Origin of the sequence: Amycolatopsis endophytica, assembly GCF_013410405.1 — a bacterium.
Classification (GTDB): Bacteria; Actinomycetota; Actinomycetes; order Mycobacteriales; family Pseudonocardiaceae; genus Amycolatopsis_E; species Amycolatopsis_E endophytica.
In genome coordinates this window covers 4,008,989-4,027,206 of the sequence record NZ_JACCFK010000001.1, presented here as the reverse complement: position 1 = coordinate 4,027,206, position 18,218 = coordinate 4,008,989, and the positions used below count along the sequence as shown (strand labels likewise).

The window sequence follows — 18,218 nt, the reverse complement described above, 5'->3', positions numbered from 1 at the left end:
CGGGGCTAGAGTGCGGTCAGTACTGCCGGGTAACCGGCCGTCCCAGTCCGACCAGAGGGAGTACACCGTGGCCGCAACACCCCTGGCGCCGACCGCGCGGGCGGTGCGCACCGTGGCCTTCGTCGAGGGGGTCCGCACCCCGTTCGGCAAGGCGGGTGACAAGGGCATCTACGCCAACACCAGGGCCGACGACCTCGTCGTCAAGGTCATCCGCGAGCTGCTGCGCCGCCATCCGGAGCTGCCGCCGGAGCGGGTGGACGACGTGGCGATCGCCGCGACGACCCAGACCGGCGATCAAGGTCTCACGATCGGCCGCACGGCCGCGCTGCTCGCCGGGCTGCCGCGTTCCGTCCCTGGCTACGCGATCGACCGCATGTGCGCCGGCGCGATGACCGCCGTCACCACCGTGGCGGGCGGGATCGGCTTCGGTGCCTACGACGTCGCCATCGCGGGCGGGGTCGAGCACATGGGCCGCCACCCGATGGGCGAGGGCGTCGATCCCAACCCGCGCATTGTCGCCGACAAGCTCGTCGACCCGTCCGCGCTGGTCATGGGCCAGACCGCGGAGAACCTGCACGACCGCTTCCCGGCGATCACCAAGCTCCGCGCCGACGAGTATGCCGCCCAGAGCCAGGAACGGTTCGCCGAGGCGGTCAAGACCGGCAGGATCGGCCCCGAGCTGGTGCCGGTCGCGACCCGCTCCGAGCTGGGCTGGGGCCTGGCCACCGAGGACGAGCCGCCCCGCCCCGGCACGACCGTCGAGACCCTCGCGGCCCTCAAGACCCCGTTCCGCCCGCACGGCCGTGTCACCGCGGGAAACGCCGCGGGCTTGAACGACGGCGCGACCGGTGCCCTTCTTGCCGATGAGGAGACGGCCCGCGAGCTGGGCCTGCCCGTCGGCATGCGGATGGTCGGCTACTCCTTCGCCGGCGTCGACCCCGAGGTGATGGGCGTCGGACCGGTCCCGGCCACCGAGAAACTGCTCAAGCGATCCGGTCTGTCCATCGAAGACATCGGGCTGTTCGAGATCAACGAGGCATTCGCCGTGCAGGTGCTGGCCTTCCTCGACCACTTCGGCATCGAGCAGACCGACCCGCGCGTCAACGCCTGGGGCGGCGCGATCGCCTGCGGGCACCCGCTGGCCTCCTCCGGCGTCCGGCTGATGACCCAGCTGTCCCGCCAGTTCGCCGAGCATCCCGAGGTGCGCTACGGCCTCACCACGATGTGCATCGGCCTCGGCATGGGCGGCACCGTGCTCTGGGAGAACCCCGCTTACGACGGAGGCGACAAGTGACTTTCACGGTTGAGCAGGCCAAGGCCGCGTTCCCGGACGAGGTCGTCACGACGGCGACCACGCGCCTGATCACGGTCCCCGGCCTGGACGGGCAGGTCGCCCTGATCACGCTGGACAACGGGCACGACCACACCCGTCCGTCCACGTTCGGCCCGCAGGGCCTGGTGAGCCTGAACGCCGCCCTCGACGAGGCGTTCGCCGCCGGGCCCGCCGCGATCGCGGTGACCGGCAAGCCGTTCATCTTCGCGGTCGGCGCCGACCTGTCCGGTGTCGAGGCGATCTCGGACCCGAACCTCGCGCACGAGATCGCCGAGACCGGCCATGCGGTGTTCCGCCGCCTGACCGACTCGAAGATCCCCACCTTCGCCTTCGTCAACGGCGCGGTCATGGGCGGTGGCCTCGAGCTGGCCCTGTCCTGCCACTACCGCACGCTGTCGGAGTCGGCCGCGGCGATCTCGTTCCCCGAGGTGTTCCTCGGCCTGTTCCCTGGCTGGGGCGGCACGCAGTTGCTGCCGAACCTGATCGGGCCGGACGCCGCGGTCACGGTGATCATCGAGAACGCGCTGAACCAGAACAAGATGCTCAAGCCGCAGCAGGCCGCCGACCTGGGCATCGTCGACGAACTGCTGGGCAGCGCGGACTTCCTCGAACAGTCGCTGCTGTGGCTGTCCACAGTGGTCAACGGCGAGGTCGCTCCGAGCCGCCGCGAGATCGACCGCGGCGCGGGCTGGGACGCCGCGATCGGCCGCGCTAAGGCCATTGTGGACGGTAAGACCAAGGGCGCGTCGCCGGGCGCGACCAAGGCCGTCGAACTGCTGGAACTGGCCCGCACGGCCGATCTCGACGCGGGTTACGCCGCCGAGACGCAGGCGCTGGCGCAGCTGCTGGTGGACGACACCCTGCGCGCCGGGCTGTACTCGTTCAACCTGGTCAACAAGCGGGCCAAGCGTCCGGCCGGCGCGCCGGACAAATCGCTGGCGCGCAAGGTGACCAAGGTCGGCGTGGTCGGCGCGGGCCTGATGGCCAGCCAGCTGGCGCTGCTGTTCGTGCGGCGCCTGAAAGTCCCGGTCGTGCTGACCGACGTGGACCAGGGGCGCATCGACAAGGGTGTGTCCTACGTGCACGCCGAGATCGACAAGTTGCTGGGCAAGAAGCGGATTTCGCCGGACGAGGCGAACCGCCTGAAGGCGCTGGTGTCCGGTTCGCTGGACAAGGCCGCCTTCGCGGACGCGGACTTCGTGATCGAGGCCGTGTTCGAGGAGATGGGCGTCAAGCAGCAGGTGTTCGGCGACCTGGAGAACCACGTCAAGCCCGAGGCGATTCTGGCCACCAACACCTCGTCGCTGTCGGTGTCGGAGATGGCCTCGAAGCTGCGGCACCCGGAGCGGGTCGTCGGGTTCCACTTCTTCAACCCGGTGGCCGTGCTGCCGCTGCTGGAGATCGTGCGCGGCGAGCAGACCGACGACGCGGCGCTGGCGACCGCGTTCGCCGTGGGCAAGCAGTTGAAGAAGTCCAGCGTGCTGGTCAAGGACGCGCCGGCGTTCGTGGTGAACCGGCTGCTGCTGCGTTTCCTCGGCGAGGTGCTGACCGCCGTCGACGAGGGCACGCCGTTCGACGTGGCCGACCGCGCGCTGGAGCCACTGGGCCTGCCGATGTCGCCGCTGACGTTGATGCAGCTGGTCGGCCCGGCGATCGCGCTGCACGTGGGCGAGACGCTGCACGGCGCGTTCCCGGACCGCTTCGTGGTGAGCGAGAACCTCAAGAAGTTCGTGTCCTCGGGCAAGACCGCGGTGTGGCAGTGGGACGACAAGGGCACCCCGTCGGTCGACCCGGAGGTCGCCGCGCTGTGGCAGCAGGGCGACAAGCCCTCGACGGCCGAGGAGCTGCGTGAGCGGGCGCTGTCCGCGATCGCCGAGGAGATCCGGATCATGCTCGACGAGGGTGTGGTCGCCGAAGCGCAGGACATCGACCTGTGCCTGATCCTCGGCGCGGGCTGGCCGTTCTGGCTGGGCGGCATCACGCCGTACCTGGACCGGACCGGGGTGTCGCGGAAGGTGACCGGGAAGCCGTTCCTGGCGCCGGGTGTGGCATCCGTTCCCGCATAGCCCACTGAACCTGGAAGCCCCCTCGCGCGTCCTGTCACGCGAGGGGGCTTTCACGTCTGCGAGGTACGACTTGGGCTGGATCGTGGGTGTGGTGCTGAACGCGGGCCTCGGTGTGCTCGCGGTCTGGCCCGTGGGGTTCCTGGTCACCCTGGGCTGGGCTGTCCTGGACCGGCTGGGTTGGGCGTCGATCGACCCGGCGCTCGTGGACGACGGGCTCACCCCGATCGTGATGCTCGCCGCCGGGTCGTGGATCATCCTGCTGCCGCTGTTCCTCGGCCTCAACGTGCTGGTGATCCGGAAGTCGCGGGTGGACGGACGGATCCACTGGCCGATGGCGGTCGTGCTGCTGGTGGTCCCCTTCCTCGTGCGGTCCGCGTAGCCGCCGTCAGCCCTCCGGGTGCGGGCCCTGGCGGTCACCGCTCTCCAGCGTCGCGAAACCGGCGATGTCCTGGGAGTCCAGTTCGAAGTCGAAGAGGTCGATGTTCTCCCGGATGCGGCTGGGTGTCGCCGATTTCGGGATGACCATGTGGCCCATCTCGATGTGCCACCGCAGCACCACCTGCGCCGGGGTCTTGCCGTGCTTGTGCGCGACCGTCCGCACGACCTCGCTGTCCAGCTGCCGCCCGCGCGCCAGCGGACTCCACGCCTCGGTGACGATGTCGTGCTCCTCGTGGAACCCGCGCAGCTCCGGCTGCTGCAGGCCGGGGTGCAGCTCGATCTGGTTGACGGCCGGCACGATCTCGGTCTCGTTCATCAGCCGCTCCAGGTGCGGGACCTGGAAGTTCGACACGCCGATCGCGCGGGCGCCGCCGTCGGCGAGGATCTTTTCCAGCGCGCGCCACGTGTCGACGTAGCGGTCCTGGCCCGGGACCGGCCAGTGGATCAGGTACAGGTCCACGTAGTCGAGTCCGAGGAGCTTCCGGCTGCCGTCGAACGCCTTCAATGCCGAGTCGTAGCCGTGCTCGGTGTTCCACAGTTTGGTGGTGACGAACAGCTCCTCGCGCGGCAGCCCGGACGAGCGGATCGCCTCGCCGACCCCGCGCTCGTTGCCGTACAGGGTGGCGGTGTCGAAACTGCGGTACCCGGCTTCCATGGCGACGTGCATCGCGGATCCGACCTCGTCGTCGGGCAGCTTGTAGACCCCGAACCCGAGTGCGGGCAGCTCGACGTCGTTGTTCAACCGGATCGAAGGCACCATGCCAGAACCGTAACTCAGACGGGTGTGGCGGGCAGGCGGACGGTGACGGCCAGTCCCCCGCCGACCACCGGTTCCGCCGCGACCTGCCCGTCGTGCGCCTCGACCGCCGCCCGGACGATCGACAGGCCGAGTCCCGCGCCGTGACGGGCTGTGCGCGCCACGCCCGCGCGGCGGAACGGTTCGAACAGCTCCCCCACCGTCTCGGGGTCGATCAGGCCACCCGAGGACCGCACCCGCACCGTCGACCACTGCGCGCCGCCGTGCGTGGTGACCTCGATCCAGCCGCCGTCGACGTTGTGCCGCACCGCGTTCTCCACGAGGTTGCCCGCGATCCGTTCCAGCAGCGCCGGATCGCCCGTGCACCACGCGGGTTCGGTGTGGAAGGTCGCTGTGATGCCACGCTGGTCGGCCTCCCCGGACACCGCGCGCCACGCGCTGGCGGCGACGGCGGCGAGATCGACCGGTTCGGTCACCACCAGTCCCGCGCCGTCGGTGCGGGCGAGCAGCAACAGCGAGCCGACGAGCTGGTTGGCGCGCTCGGTCGCGTCCCGCACCACCCCGGCCATGCGGCGCAGCTCGGCCGTGTCGGCCCGGTCGTCGGCGAGCGTGACGTCCAGTTCGGTACGGATCACCGACAGCGGGGTGCGCAGCTCGTGGCTGGCGTTGGCGACGAAGTGGCGTTGCGCGTCGAACGCCGACTGGAGGCGGTCGAGCATCGCGTCGAAGGTGTGGGCCAGTTCGGCCAGCTCGCCGCGGGCGTCGACCTCGCCGATGCGCTCACCGAACGACTCGACCGACAGCCGCCGCGCCGTACCGGTGATCTCCCGCAGCGGCCGCAGCACGCGGGAGGTGAACGTCCACGCCAGGATCGCGGTGGCCAGCACCACGCAGCAGAACGCGATCGTGCCCGCCAGCAGCATCTTGTCGCGCGCGTGGTCACGCAGGTGCTGGGCGAGCGCGGCAGCGTCGACGTCCACGCCGTCGACGCGCACGACCGTGCCCGGCGGCATCTGCGGCACGGCGGCCACCGCGTCGCCGACGAGCGTCCAGGCGAGCCAGAGCAGCACGAGGCTCACGCCGGCCGCGAGCCCGGTCGCGAGCAGCGTGATGCGCGCCCGCAGGCTGCGTACCGGCGTGCGTGCCGGCCGCGAACTCACCCCTTCGCGGGGCCGGTGTCGCGTGCCCGGTACCCGGATCCCACCACGGTCTCGATGATCCCAGGTTCGCCCAGCTTCTTGCGCAAGGTCATCACCGTCACCCGCACCGTCGTGGTGAACGGGTCGGCGTTCTCGTCCCACACCCGCTCCAGCAGCTCCTCGCTGCTGACCACGCCACCCTTGGCGGACATCAGCACCTCGAGCACGCCGAACTCCTTGCGGGTCAGCTCGACCGGCCCGTTCGCGCGGCGGACGCTGCGCTTGGCCGGGTCCAGCTCGACGTCGCCGACCGTGAGCAGCGGCGGCGCGGCCGGGGTGGCGCGGCGGCCCAGCGCGCGCACGCGGGCGACCAGCTCGGGGAAGGCGAAGGGCTTGGCCAGGTAGTCGTCGGCGCCGAGGGACAGACCCTCGACGCGGTCGCTGACCGTGCCGCTCGCGGTCAGCATCAGGACGCGGGTCAGCTCCTCGGAGGACACGATCTGACGGCACAGCTCGTCACCCGACATGCCGGGCAGGTCCCGGTCCAGCAGCACCACGTCGTACCGGGTGATGCTCGCCTTCTCATGGCCCTCGTCACCGGTGAGCGCGACGTCGACCGCCATCCCCTCCCGGCGCAGGCCCCGCGCGATCGCGTCGGCCAGCGGCGCCTCGTCCTCGACTACCAGAATTCGCACGGCGACCACGGTGCCACACATTCCTGAGAGTTACCTCAATGGACTTCGCGGGCCGTTCTGGGTGGATTCGACCTGGTCTGCACCAGGGTCGGGTGACCGGGGCCAGAATGTTGAATCGTCCCGGTGGACGGCGGCGCGGGCGCCTGAGCCGGACGTTCCCCACTGTGGCATTGGTAGCGCCTGACGCAGTGGGAAGCGGTGCGCGGAACGCGAGCCACCTGCTCACGGCAGCACCGGCGCCGCCCGGCGGCAAGCCAGCAACGTCGCCCCGCAAGCAAGCCGGACTCCGACCTGCCCGGACCTCCATCGCCCGGAGCAGCCAACTCGACGCCCGGAGCAGCCAACACGCTGCCCGGAGCGGCCAACACGCGCGTGTTGGCCGCTCCGGGCGGCGTGTTGGCCCTTCCGGGCGGCGTGTTGGCCGAAGCGGTACCGGAGCCCGGCAACGCAAGCCGGACCACGACGTACCCAGACCTCCCCCGCCCCTCATCCTGAGCCTGCTTTGGTCGCTGATCAGCGGGGTCAAGGTAATCTTTCCCGCCTTGACGCCGCTGATCAGCGACCAAAACCATCCACACGGAGGGGCGGGGGAGGTCGAACCCAAGCCGACCGACTACCGGCCGCCAGCGCGCCCAGCCGTCACCGAGCCAGCCGAAGGCACGGCTTCAAAGATCAAAAGTGTCAACTCACGCGAGCACGGAGGTTGCGGCCCTGGCTCAAGGTGATCGTCCGGTATCAGGCGACGGGATGATCACCCAGCTCCGGGGTTCAAGCAGCTCGCTGGCGCTCACCCTCGCTACACCCGCACCTCCACGAATCGCCGTCCGTCGAGGTTCTCCACCGCCACCGAGGCCACGTCCGCGGGCGACACCAGGGCGAAACCGTCCAGCGCGGTGCCTTCCCGTGCCCCGGCGGCCGACACCAGCCAGCTGCCTGCTTCCACACGCGAGCCGTCGCGGGAGAACACCACCAGGCGGCACTTCTGGCCCTGCGGGATGCCCTCGACCGAGGCCGACAACCGGACCCAGCCCGCCGCTGGGCGCACCGCCACCGACATCGAGGCGCCCGTTGCGGCATCGGTGGCCGACACGTTCCGCGTGCCGGGCTCCTGCGCCGTCACGGACGACGGCGCCGTGGTGCGGCCGATCACCGCTCCCCCGGCCGCCACCGCGATCGCGACCGCCACCGCCGCCGCGGCTGTCACCAGACGGTTGCGGCGCACCCGGGACGCGCGTTCGGACCGCACCTGGTTCAGGGTGCGCCGCAACAAGAGATCGCTGCCCTCCGGAGGACCGTCGAGCATCGCTTCCGGGGGGACGACCTGCAGTGCATCGCGCGCCATCCGCAGTGACGCCACCTCGGCCTGGCACCGCCGGCACGAGGACAGGTGCTGCTCCATCGCGCGCATCTCCTCCGGCTCGAGGGCTCCGAGCAGCCACGCGGCGAGCGCTCCGGGATCGTGACTCGTCGTCATCCGGCCACCTCTCCGACCACGGCGCGACGGCCGCCGAACGTCTGGCGCATCGCTCTGAGCGCGTAGTACGACCGGGACTTCACCGTGCCCGGCGGAACCCCGAGAGTTTCCGCGGCCTCGGCGACGCTCCGGCCGCGGAAGTAGATCTCCCTCAGCACGTCGCGGTGCTCGGCCGAAAGCGCTTCCATCGCGTCGAGCACGACCATCGAGTCGACCACGGCGTCGGAATGATCGGCCGCGACCGGTGGCGCCGCGGGCACTTCCGCCACCTCCGCGGGCCGGGCCGCCTTCGCGCGGTAGCGGTCGGCGATGATGTTGCGCGTCACGGTCAGCAACCATCCACGCACCGACCCCTTGCCGTTGACGAGGGTGTCCGGATGCCGCCACGCCCGCACCAGCGTCTCCTGCACGGCGTCCTCGGCGGCGGCGTGGTCACCAGTCAGGCGGGTGGCGTAGGCGAGCAAGGCGCGCCCGTGCTCCTCGTACAGCGCCCGGATCAGGGCTTCGTCGGCGACCGCCGCGCGTTTCGCGGCCCGTAGCACCGGCATCCGCACTCACTCCTCGCTGGTGGGGTCAGTAGTCGTAGCCACCGGAGCTGCTCGGCGCCGTGCCCGGCGTGGCGGTGGTGGCGAGAGGCTTCTTGTCCGCGGAGATCTTGCAGCCGCCTGCTTCGAGCGCGAACCAGACGCCGCCCACGGTGTGGCCGGTGGCCTGACCGGGCGCGGTGTCCTTGGCGTAGGTGTAGACGGGCCAGCCGCCGACGGTGACCTGCTCGGTCCCGTCGGGCCGGGTGACCGTGCCGACCAGCTTCGGGTCCAGGCCCTCGATCCGCGTCTCGCCGCGGGCGACGACGGGCGGCCAGGCGGTGGCGCATTCGGCTTCGCAGGTGGTCTTCGGCGGGTTCTTCGCATCCTTGGTGAACAGGTAGATCGTGCGGCCCTCGCCGTCGGTGAGGACGGTGTCCAGGCCGGGGATGTTCGTGGTGCGGATCGCGGTCTCCGGCGTGGCGGCCTTGGCGCCGGTCGGCGTGATCGCCGCCCAGGTGCCGCCGACGCCCTGGCCCTTGGCCTCACCGCGCACGGTGTCCTTGGCGTAGCGGTAGACCGGCCAGCCGCCGACCGTCACCTGCTGGGTGCCATCGGCGCGGGTGACCGTGCCGACGAGCCGCGAGTCCACGCCGCGCACGTCGACCGCACCGTCCGCGACGAGCGGCGGCCACGTGGTGGCGCACTCGCCCTCGCAGGCGGACTTGGGTGGCTTCGCGGTGTCGGAATCGAACCGGTACAGCGTCATCCCGTTGGCGTCGGTCAGCACTGGCCCGAGCCCGCTGACGTCGGACGCGACCACGCCGACCGCGGACTCGGCCGCCGCCTGCTGGATCACGACCGGCGCCGCGAGCTCGGGCTCGCCGTACCCGCAGGCACCGAGGAGCGCGAGTCCGGCGAGGGCGGCGGCGGGAAGGACGAAACGCGGACTCATGTCGTCTCCTTGCGTGTCTGGGCATCTCCGGCGCCCTGAACACGTCCGCCGCCGCCCGCCGGTTCAGGCTTCTTTCACTCGCTGCACGTGCGATCCCGGTTGACGCACCAGACGAGCCGGTTCATGATCCGCTGCGACATCACGTTGGCGAAGTCGTCGTGGTCGGACTTCGGGTTGTGGCTCTCCTCCGGGAATGAGTCCACTTTGTACTGACCGGCGACCTGGACGTCGCGCGGCACGTCGTAGACCAGGGTGACGCGCAGCTGCGGCACCGCCCGGAACCCGCGCTGGCACCGGCCGTCGGCCTCGGGGAAGACGATGTGGTCGCGGTGGTTGGCGCTGTCGATGTTGCGGCCGTCCCAGCAGCTCGGGAAGTCGTGGATGCGCTCGACCTTGCTGCCTTCCGGGCAGATCGGGTACTGATCGATCAGCCGGTCCTCGAAGCCGGTGCACGTCCAGCTGGCGCGGGCGTTCTTCGGCCCGTTGGTGCCCTGCTTGGCGTCGCCGTAGAGCACGCGGAGGAACTTCGGCATCGCCCGCACCGGCCCGACCGGGCTGCCGCGGAAGGTCAGGTTCACCGACTCCGGCCGCTGGATCTCACCGTCGTTGCCGCCGATCTCGCTGTTGTCGTCCGCGGGCGGCTCTTCGGCGTCGTCGCCTTCACCGTTCTCGTCGCCGTCGGGAATGCCACGGCGCTGGGCGTCCTCGATCGCGCACCCGGCCTGCGCCTGGTCGAGCTGCTGCCCGGTGGCCTGGCTGATGCGCTCCATGCTGGCCGACCGCTGCTGCCGCAACGGTTCCAGCACCGCGGCCTCCTGGGTGGGGTCCGCGGCGATCTGCTCGTCGGCGGTGGCCTCCTGCTGGTCCAGCGCCTCCAGTTCGGCGTCCACGGCCTCCATCGCCGCGTCCGGGACCTCTTCGAGCTGGCTGGCCACGTCCGGGCATTCGACCTGCGTGACGTCCTCGGTTTCCTCGGCCGCGGCGCGCTGGGCCGCCAGTCCGGCGGCGTCTTCCGGCTCGTTGGCCTCCTCCTCGTCCTCGCGGTCGATGCGCAGCACCGGCCAGAAGTAGGTCGACTTGTCCCCGTTGCGGCACGTGGTCCCGGCGCGCAGCAGGCTTTCGTTGGTCGAGTCGGCGTTGGTGGAGAGGTTGCCGACGTAGTCGTGCAGGTGCTGGGCGCCGTTGCGCACGCCGGGCTGGGCGATGAAGTTGTCCGGGTTGAAGTGGCCGTTCTCGTTGCGGCCGCAGTCGACCGTGAACGTGCCGGTGGAGGCACGGCGGTTCGGCCGCACCTCGGTCACGTTCGGGGCGACGGTGGTGATGTCGACGAAGAACGCGGGGTCGACCTCGTCGGCACCGGCCTGGCCGGGGTCACCGGCGGTGGTGGCGAACGTGACGCCGGCGGCCGCGAGCGCCATGCCGAGCGCCAGTGTCGCGATCTTGGTCCGGCGCGGGACGCGGTGCCTGCCTTCGTTTCGGGCCATGGGTGTGCTCACCTCGGATGTGGGTGGGGATGTGGGACGGAACGGCTCCCCCGAGCCCGCCACAGAGGGATACGGACCAACGTCCGGCCGAGTTCAGAACGCGACCTTGCCGTTATCTTGTCGTTATACTTCCTGTTCAGCGCTCGATGCTGGCGACGACCGCACCGGACTCCGTGCGGATCTGGAACTTCTCGATGTCCTGTGGCTCGAACGCGGTGCCGCCGGAGATGAGCATCGGCTCGGTCTTCACGGCGGGCACGGTCCAGCTCGCCACCGTCTCCTGCCGCCCGGCCCAGTCGACCGCGACGAGGTGGCAGCGCAGCGGCCCGCTGACGCCGGACAGGTCGAGCCGCACCGCCGCGCCCCACTCGGTCGGCATCACGAACACCTCGGAGCGCAGTGCCTGACCGGTTTCGCTGCCGGTGAAGCGGCTCCCGCCCGTCGTCGGCGGGGGCGGGGGCGGCGGGGGCCCGCTCGCCACGGCGGGCGCCGGGGCCTGCGACGGCGTGACGGCCAGCGTCACCAGTGGGCCCGCGATGATCAGCAGCAGGGCCGCGACGGCCACCAGGCGGCGCACCAGCGTGCGGCGCCGCCGGATGTCGGCGACCTCGTCGAGCATCGGCGCGAGCACCCGCGGCGCGGGCACCGGCGGCTCCGGCCAGTACCGGCGGACGTCGTTCAGGATGTCCGGCAGGCCGTGTAGTTCCAGGAGGTCGAGCTGGCAGTTGGGGCAGTCCAGCAGGTGCGCTTCGAACGCCGCGTTGTCGGCGTCGTCGAGCACGCCGAGGACGTAGGCGGCGATGTCGGTGTGCGTCACCTTGCCCACGCCGCTCATCCCCGCTCCTTCAGCGCGCGGCGCAACGCCCGGACCGCGTGGTAGATCCGGGACTTCACCGTGCCCGGCGGCACACCGAGCTTCGCGGCCGCCTCGTTGACCGTGCGGTCCTGCAGGTAGGTCTGCAGAACCGCCTCACGGTGCTCCGCGGACAGAGTCTGCAGTGCTTCGTAGAGCATCATCGCGGCCAGAGTCCTGTCCGATTCGTCCGGCACCCCGACCAAGTTCGCGTCGGGTTCCTCGACCTCCTGCGGCCGCGCGCGGCGGCTGCGCCAGCCGTCGATGACGATGCGGCGGGCCACGGTGTGCAACCAGGCACGCAGCATCTCCGGCTCCCGGTCGAGCTTGTCGGCGTTGCGCCAGGCCCTGATCAGGGTTTCCTGCACGACGTCCTCGGCCCACAGCCGGTCACCCCCGGTCAGGGTGATCACGAACGCGAGCAGCGGGCGGCCGAACTCCCGGTACAACGCCGTGGCGAGATCGTCGTCCTGTACCGGATCGGGCACAGGGACGACCACGGAACGGAGAATTCGGCTGTGGCGGCCCACGGCGCACATCTTTGCGTCATTCCGGCTGGTGAGTCCAGTACGAAATTTTTCGCGAGATTCTTTGAACCGGGTCCACGCCCCGGTCGTATCCCTCGCTGACGGTTTCCCCCGTACCGCGACCTTTTTGTCCACTGTGGATCCACAGAAAGGCTTACCGACGTGCCCCGACCCCCTGCGCTGACACCGCTCGCCGCCGTCGCGGCGCTCGTGGTGCTCACCGCGTGCGACACCGGCTCCCCCGCGCCGTTGCCGCCCCGGTCGATGTCCGCACCGGAGGCGGCACCGGCGCTGAACGCCGTGCGCGCCTTCGACCTCGGCCAGATCGTGGTCGACGGTGCGGGACTGACTTTGTACCGCTACGACAAGGACGATGCCGATCCGCCCCGGTCCGCGTGTGACAGCGCGTGCACCCGGGCGTGGCAGCCCGTGCCCGCCGCCGCGGCGCGGCAGTTGCACGGCATCGACCCGGCGCTCGCCGGTTCGATGACGCGCTCCGACGGAACGGACCAGGTGACGCTCGCCGGTTTCCCGCTCTACCGTTACCGGGCCGACGAAATGCCCGGCGAAACGGGCGGCCTCGGCGCGGGCGGCGCGTGGTTTCCCGTCACCCCCGACGGGAACACAGTGCGGGTGACCGCGGATCCGGGACAATCCGATGCCTTCGGTCCGTAAACGCCTCCTCGCGCTCCTTTTCATCGTGTCGTTCGTCCAATTGGCCGTACCACGGAATGTGATGGCGCAGACCGAACCGGGTACGGCCGAACGCGATCTGATCATCCGGGTGCGGCAGGCCGGGCTGTGGGAGATGCCCGCGGGCGACTGGGCGCGCACGCGCGCGCGGGACCAGCACGTGAAGGACGTCGGCATGACGCTGATGGTCGACCACGGGCGTCTCGACGTGGCCACGCGCGCGCTGGCGCAGCGTCGCGGCGTGACCCTGCCCGATCAGCCGACGGCCGACCAGCAGCGCTGGCTCGCCGAGATGCGGGACGCGCCCTCGCCCGCCGAGTTCGAACGTGTCTTCGTCAACCGCCTGCGCGCCGCGCACGGCGTCATCTTCGGCATCATCGCGCAGGTGCGGGCGAACACCCGCGACGACGAGATCCGCGCGTTCGCCGCCTCGGCGAACCAGGTGGTGCTCCGGCACATCACGTTGCTGGAGAGCACCGGGCTGGTCGACTACACCCAGCTCCCCGAGCCGGTGAGCGGCACCGCGTCCGCCTCCGCCGGAGCGGCACTCGACCTGGCGGCCACCGACATCCTCGCCACCGTCGTACTGGCCGCGCTGCTGTGCGGAGCGACGGTGCTCGTGCTGTGGCTGATCCGCCATCCCGCCAAGCGAAGAAGACCAGGAGAAAAGCATGTCCCCGCGAGTGAAACCTGACCGGCGGTGCCCGTGACCCCGGCCCTCGACTCCCTGATGCCGCTCGCGCAGCAGACGGCGGACACCGGTTTGCGTGGTGTCGCGGCGTTCTCCGCGCGGCTGGCGTACGCGTTCCTGTGCCTGACCCTGTGCTGGGGCGTCCTCACCGCCACCGGATGGGTCCGCAACGTCACCGGCCGCAAGGCGCTGCGCAGCGGGCACGTCGCCCTCGCCACGCTGGCGCTGGCCTTCGGCGTGGTGCACGCGTTCTCGTTCCTGTTCCTGACCAGCGACGCGTTCACCGTGGTGCAGCTGACCGTGCCGTTCAACGGGCTGGCGCGGCACAGTTTCGGGATCATCGGCCTGGAGCTGATGTTCGCCGTCGCGCTCACCGCCGGCCTGCAGCGCTACACCGCCTACCGCCGCTGGCTGTGGGTGCACCGGCTCGCCTATCCCGCGGTCGCGCTGACCGCGCTGCACTCGTTCTTCGGGGCGATCGCCAACGGTCATCTCGCGTTGCTGTGGCTGGGCGGGATCACGCTGCTCGTGCCGACCGTGACGCTGGCCGTGCTGCGCTTCCTGCCCGCGCGGGTGCTCGAACGCATCGGCCTGGTCGAGGAGCTCGTGTGAAACTGCGCAAGGGACCACGCGTGAGCGTGGACAACGAGCGGTGCGAACTGTTCGGCACCTGCCAGTGGGAGGCGCCGGAGGTCTTCGAGCTGGAACGCAACGGGCGCCTGCGCTACCGGCCGCGGATCACCGAGGAGGACTGGGAACCCGCCGTCGCGGCGGCCCGGAGCTGCCCCATGCAGGCCATCCAGATCAAGGGGGTCTTCGATGAGTGACGGCGACCGGATCGTGATCGTCGGGGCGGGCGTGGCCGGGCTGCGTGCCGCGGAACGCCTGCGGGAACTGGGTTTCGACGGTGAACTGGTGATCGTCGGCGACGAGGCGCGCAGGCCCTACCACCGGCCGATGGTGTCCAAGCAGCTGACGATGGGCACGATCCGGCCACCCGACGCGACGTTGCAGGCCTACACCGACCTCGACGCGCACTGGCGGCTGGGCACGCGCGCCACGCACCTGGACACGCTGCAGCGGGTCGTGCACCTGCCCGGCGGCGAGGAGCTGTGGTACGACGGGCTGGTCGTCGCGACCGGCGTGGTGCCCCGCCACCTGCCCGGCTCCCCGCGGCACGACCCGCGCGTGCGCGTGCTGCGCACCGTGGAGGACGCGGCCGCGATCCGCAAGGCGCTGGCGGCCAGCAGCAAACCGGCGGTGGTGATCGGCAGCGGGCTGATCGGCTGCGAGTTCGCCGCGAGCATGCGGCAGATGGGCCGCGACGTGACGCTCGTCGGGCACGCCCGCGCGCCGCTGCACCGGTTCGGCACCCGCATCGCCGAATCCGTCAGCGACATCCAGCTGCGGCACCGTGCGCACCTGGCGATGCGGTCGGAGGTGCGGCACTGGATCAGCACGAAGGACGCGTTCGGCCTGCACCTGACGAACAACAAGCTCGTCGTGGCCAGCTGCGTCGTGCTGGCGATCGGCAGCGTGCCCGCGGTGGACTGGCTGCGCGGATCCGGTTTGGTGATCGAGGACGGCGTGCTGTGCGAGGCGACGCTGTTCGCCGAGGGCGCGGACGATGTCGTGGTCGCCGGTGACGTCGCGTGCTGGCCCAACCTGCGCTTCGACGAGGTGCCACGGCGGGTCGAACACTGGCTCAACGCGGTCGAATCCGGCCGCGCCGCAGCGGAAAACCTCATGAACGGCCGCCTCGGCGCGCAACCGTTCACGCCGATGCCGCGAGCCTGGTCCAGCCTCTACGACGCGCGGCTGCAGATGGTCGGCATGCCCTCGCTCGCCGAGGACACGGTGCAGCTCGCGCCCGGGATCACCGGGTTCGTGCGCGGCGGGCAGCTCGTCGGCGCGGCGGGCTGGGACCGGCCGCGCGCGATGCTGCATTGGACCGAGGAACTGCACCGGCGGCTGCCCGCCCCGGAACCCGTCCCCGTCCCGGTGCCGGCCGCGGAACCGGACTTCGCCGACCTGCTGGCTTAACACGAGGACAATCCCGCGGACACGCGATCACAACAGGTGGTTCCTACCGTCGCAGCCCATGGACGCGACCACGGCTGCACCCGCCCCGGCGCGGGCGACCACGGAAACGCTGGAGGACTACACCCTCCGCTTCGCACCCCGCACGTACCGCCGGTGGACGCCGGCGGTCGTCGGGGCGTCCGCGCTGGGCGGCATCGCCTACATGGCGGACTTCTCGATCGGCGCCGGAATCGGCCTGACCCACGGCACCGGCAACGCCCTGCTGGCGATCGGGGTCGCGGCGGTGGTCATCTTCGTCACCGGCTTCCCGCTGGCCTACTACGGCGCCCGGTACAACATCGACCTCGACCTGATCACGCGCGGCTCCGGGTTCGGCTACTACGGTTCGGTGATCACCAGCGTCATCTTCGCCAGCTTCACGTTCATCTTCTTCGCCACCGAGGGCTCGATCATGGCGCAGGGACTGCGATTCGCGCTGGGACTGCCGCTGTGGCTGGGATACCTGCTGTCCACCGTGGTCATCATCCCGCTCGTGGTCTACGGGATGAAGGCGCTCGCGAAACTGCAGAGCTGGACGAATCCGTTGTGGCTGCTGCTGATGGTGGCGCCGCTGGTGTTCCTCGTCGCCACCGAGCCGGAGTCGGTGGCGGACTGGCTGTCCTACGAAGGAAGCGAAGGCACCGGGCTGAGCACGGCCGCGGTGATGCTCGGGGCGGGCGTATGCCTGTCGTTGATGGGCCAGATCGGCGAGCAGATCGACTACCTGCGGTTCATGCCGCCGCGGACGGCGGGCAACCGGCGGGCGTGGTGGACGGCGGTGGTGCTGGCCGGTCCGGGATGGGTGCTGTTCGGCGCGGTCAAGCAGGCGATCGGGGTGTTCATGGCCGTCTACGTCCTTGGCGCCGTCGGCGCGGCCGCCGCGGTCGAGCCGATCGAGCAGTTCACCGGGGTGTTCGAGCGGATGATGCCGCCGTGGCTGGTGGTCCCGCTGGCACTGGTGCTGGTCGTGCTGAGCCAGGTGAAGATCAACGTGACCAACGCCTACTCCGGTTCGCTGGCGTGGACGAACTCGTTCACGCGCGTCACGAAGCACTACCCGGGGCGGCTGGTGTTCGTGCTGGTGAACCTCGCCATCGCGCTGGTGCTGATGGAGGCGAACATGTTCAGCTTCCTCAACACCGTGCTGAGCTTCTACTCCAACTGCGCGATGGCGTGGGTGGTCACGGTCGCCACGGACATCGGGGTGAACAAGTACCTGCTGAAGCTGTCACCGAGGCAGCCGGAGTTCCGGCGCGGCATGCTGTACGCGGTGAACCCCGTCGGGGTCGTGTCGTTCGCGGCTTCGTCAGTGCTGTCGATCGCCGTCTACTTCGGACTGTTCGGCGACCGGATCCAGCCGTACTCGCCGCTGGTGGCCGTGGCGATCGCGGTGGTGCTGACGCCGCTGATGGCGATCCTCACCCGCGGCCGGTTCTACCTGCGCCGCACCGGAGACGGGATCAGGGAGCCGTTGCTCGACGCGGACGGCAACCCCAGCGGCACCCGGTACGACTGCGTGGTGTGCGGCGAGCCGTACGAGCGCCCGGACATGACCGCGAGCGCGGCAGGCGGGACGATCTGCTCGCTGTGCCTGAGCACCGACCGCACCGGATCGCACGTGCTGCCGGTCAGCGGCGCTTGAGCACCCGCTCGGCGACGCGCAGGAACTCCGCCGTGTGCGGGCGGTGATGCCCGTCCGCCACGGCGAGGCAGATCTCGAACGGATCGGCGCCGGCGATGGGCCGGTGCACCAGGTCCGGCCGGGCGTAGTAGCGGGCGACGCTGCGCGGCACCATCGCGATCCCCCGTCCGGCCGCGACCAGTTCGAGCTTCTCCTCGATCGTGGTGATACGGCGGCGCTGGGCGTGCAGCACCGGCTCGCCGTCGATGTCGGCCTGGGTCAGCCGTCGCCGGGACGCCAGCGGATGCGTGGCGGGCAGGCACGCGACCTTCGGTTCGGTGCCCACGGCGATCGTGCGGATACCGGTGTCGTCGAACGGCCTCCGCAGGCATCCGAGGTCCGCGCGGCCGTCCCGCAGCGCCTCGGCCTCCTCGAACCAGTCGAGGCGCACCAGTTCGACCTCGACGCCGGGACGAGTCTTCGCGAACTCCCGCACCGCAGCGGAGATACTGAGCCCAGGAGCGAAGCCGACGGTGAGACGGTCGGCGCCCCGGGCCGCCCCGGAGGCCCGCCGCGTGGCGGCGACGGCGGTCGCGAGCACGCCCGGCGCGTCCTCGTACAGCTGCTCGCCCGCCGGTGTCAGCCGCACTGAACGGGTCGTGCGCTCCAGCAGCTCGCAGCCCAGTTCCCGTTCCAGCGCACGGATCTGCCTGCTCAGGACGGGCTGGGCGATGTGCAGTTTCTCGGCCGCCCGGCCGAAGTGCCCGTGCTCGGCGACCGCGGTGAAGTACCGCAGCTTCCGCAGGTCCAGATCCATGCCACCAGGGTATCAATCGACGGGAAGAGGTATTGGACGATCCGCGGTGCCAGGGCGGATGGTGGACAC

General features: G+C 70.7%; 19 protein-coding genes. 9 read left to right on the top strand and 10 right to left on the bottom strand.

Going from position 1 to position 18,218, the window contains the following annotated elements:
• Positions 1-103: 103 nt before the first annotated feature.
• The 3 genes from HNR02_RS19880 to HNR02_RS19870 all read left to right on the top strand — a co-directional run bounded on the left by HNR02_RS19880 (position 104) and on the right by HNR02_RS19870 (position 3,778).
• Positions 104-1,294: a thiolase family protein gene (locus HNR02_RS19880; RefSeq protein WP_179776015.1), complete on the top strand. Its 1,191-nt coding sequence runs from the start codon at positions 104-106 to the stop codon at positions 1,292-1,294.
• On the top strand, positions 1,291-3,399 hold the full coding sequence (locus HNR02_RS19875; protein WP_179774646.1) for a 3-hydroxyacyl-CoA dehydrogenase NAD-binding domain-containing protein: 2,109 nt from the start codon (positions 1,291-1,293) through the stop codon (positions 3,397-3,399). The genes HNR02_RS19880 and HNR02_RS19875 overlap by 4 nt, the downstream gene beginning before the upstream one ends.
• A gap of 70 nt (positions 3,400-3,469) precedes the next feature.
• Positions 3,470-3,778 (top strand): hypothetical protein, encoded by a 309-nt coding sequence (locus HNR02_RS19870; RefSeq protein WP_179774645.1) that lies wholly within the window; start codon positions 3,470-3,472, stop codon positions 3,776-3,778.
• A 6-nt stretch (positions 3,779-3,784) separates the two neighbouring features.
• On the opposite strand, the gene HNR02_RS19865 is transcribed toward HNR02_RS19870, so the two are convergent.
• The 9 genes from HNR02_RS19865 to HNR02_RS19825 form a co-directional block, all read right to left on the bottom strand.
• Positions 3,785-4,597, bottom strand: coding sequence for an aldo/keto reductase (locus HNR02_RS19865; protein WP_179774644.1), 813 nt, complete (start codon positions 4,595-4,597; stop codon positions 3,785-3,787).
• 14 nt (positions 4,598-4,611) lie between these two features.
• Positions 4,612-5,754, bottom strand: a complete 1,143-nt coding sequence (locus HNR02_RS19860) for a sensor histidine kinase (RefSeq protein WP_179774643.1) — start codon at positions 5,752-5,754, stop codon at positions 4,612-4,614.
• Entirely contained in the window at positions 5,751-6,428 is a 678-nt protein-coding gene (locus HNR02_RS19855) for a response regulator transcription factor (RefSeq protein ID WP_179774642.1), read from the bottom strand. The genes HNR02_RS19860 and HNR02_RS19855 overlap by 4 nt, the downstream gene beginning before the upstream one ends.
• Before the next feature lie 796 nt (positions 6,429-7,224).
• Positions 7,225-7,902, bottom strand: coding sequence for an anti-sigma factor family protein (locus HNR02_RS19850; protein WP_179774641.1), 678 nt, complete (start codon positions 7,900-7,902; stop codon positions 7,225-7,227).
• Entirely contained in the window at positions 7,899-8,450 is a 552-nt protein-coding gene (locus HNR02_RS19845; protein ID WP_179774640.1) for a sigma-70 family RNA polymerase sigma factor, read from the bottom strand. The genes HNR02_RS19850 and HNR02_RS19845 overlap by 4 nt, the downstream gene beginning before the upstream one ends.
• A gap of 25 nt (positions 8,451-8,475) precedes the next feature.
• Positions 8,476-9,381, bottom strand: coding sequence for an SCO0930 family lipoprotein (locus HNR02_RS19840; protein WP_179774639.1), 906 nt, complete (start codon positions 9,379-9,381; stop codon positions 8,476-8,478).
• Between the two features lie 74 nt (positions 9,382-9,455).
• A complete protein-coding gene (locus HNR02_RS19835) occupies positions 9,456-10,865 on the bottom strand; it encodes a DUF1996 domain-containing protein (protein WP_179774638.1) in 1,410 nt (469 codons plus the stop codon).
• Positions 10,866-11,001: 136 nt separating this feature from the next.
• On the bottom strand, positions 11,002-11,700 hold the full coding sequence (locus HNR02_RS19830) for an anti-sigma factor family protein (protein ID WP_179774637.1): 699 nt from the start codon (positions 11,698-11,700) through the stop codon (positions 11,002-11,004).
• Positions 11,697-12,248 (bottom strand): sigma-70 family RNA polymerase sigma factor, encoded by a 552-nt coding sequence (locus HNR02_RS19825; protein ID WP_179774636.1) that lies wholly within the window; start codon positions 12,246-12,248, stop codon positions 11,697-11,699. Before HNR02_RS19825 ends, HNR02_RS19830 begins: the two co-directional genes overlap by 4 nt.
• 159 nt (positions 12,249-12,407) lie before the next feature.
• Between HNR02_RS19825 and HNR02_RS19820 the strand changes: the two genes are divergently transcribed.
• The 6 genes from HNR02_RS19820 (at position 12,408) to HNR02_RS19795 (ending at position 17,353) form a co-directional block, all read left to right on the top strand.
• Positions 12,408-12,920: a hypothetical protein gene (locus HNR02_RS19820; protein WP_179774635.1), complete on the top strand. Its 513-nt coding sequence runs from the start codon at positions 12,408-12,410 to the stop codon at positions 12,918-12,920.
• A gap of 61 nt (positions 12,921-12,981) precedes the next feature.
• Complete coding sequence (locus HNR02_RS19815) at positions 12,982-13,632, top strand: DUF4142 domain-containing protein (RefSeq protein WP_246338599.1); 651 nt, start codon at positions 12,982-12,984, stop codon at positions 13,630-13,632.
• A gap of 36 nt (positions 13,633-13,668) precedes the next feature.
• Entirely contained in the window at positions 13,669-14,241 is a 573-nt protein-coding gene (locus HNR02_RS19810; RefSeq protein ID WP_179776013.1) for a ferric reductase-like transmembrane domain-containing protein, read from the top strand.
• Positions 14,238-14,456 (top strand): ferredoxin, encoded by a 219-nt coding sequence (locus HNR02_RS19805; protein ID WP_179774634.1) that lies wholly within the window; start codon positions 14,238-14,240, stop codon positions 14,454-14,456. Before HNR02_RS19810 ends, HNR02_RS19805 begins: the two co-directional genes overlap by 4 nt.
• Complete coding sequence (locus tag HNR02_RS19800) at positions 14,449-15,672, top strand: NAD(P)/FAD-dependent oxidoreductase (protein WP_179774633.1); 1,224 nt, start codon at positions 14,449-14,451, stop codon at positions 15,670-15,672. Before HNR02_RS19805 ends, HNR02_RS19800 begins: the two co-directional genes overlap by 8 nt.
• A gap of 58 nt (positions 15,673-15,730) precedes the next feature.
• The gene (locus HNR02_RS19795; RefSeq protein ID WP_179774632.1) at positions 15,731-17,353 is read left to right on the top strand and encodes a purine-cytosine permease family protein; all 1,623 of its coding nucleotides are present in this window, start codon (positions 15,731-15,733) and stop codon (positions 17,351-17,353) included.
• On the opposite strand, the gene HNR02_RS19790 is transcribed toward HNR02_RS19795, so the two are convergent.
• Positions 17,340-18,149 (bottom strand): LysR family transcriptional regulator, encoded by an 810-nt coding sequence (locus HNR02_RS19790; RefSeq protein ID WP_179774631.1) that lies wholly within the window; start codon positions 18,147-18,149, stop codon positions 17,340-17,342. The genes HNR02_RS19795 and HNR02_RS19790 overlap by 14 nt on opposite strands.
• Between the last annotated feature and the right edge of the window lie 69 nt (positions 18,150-18,218).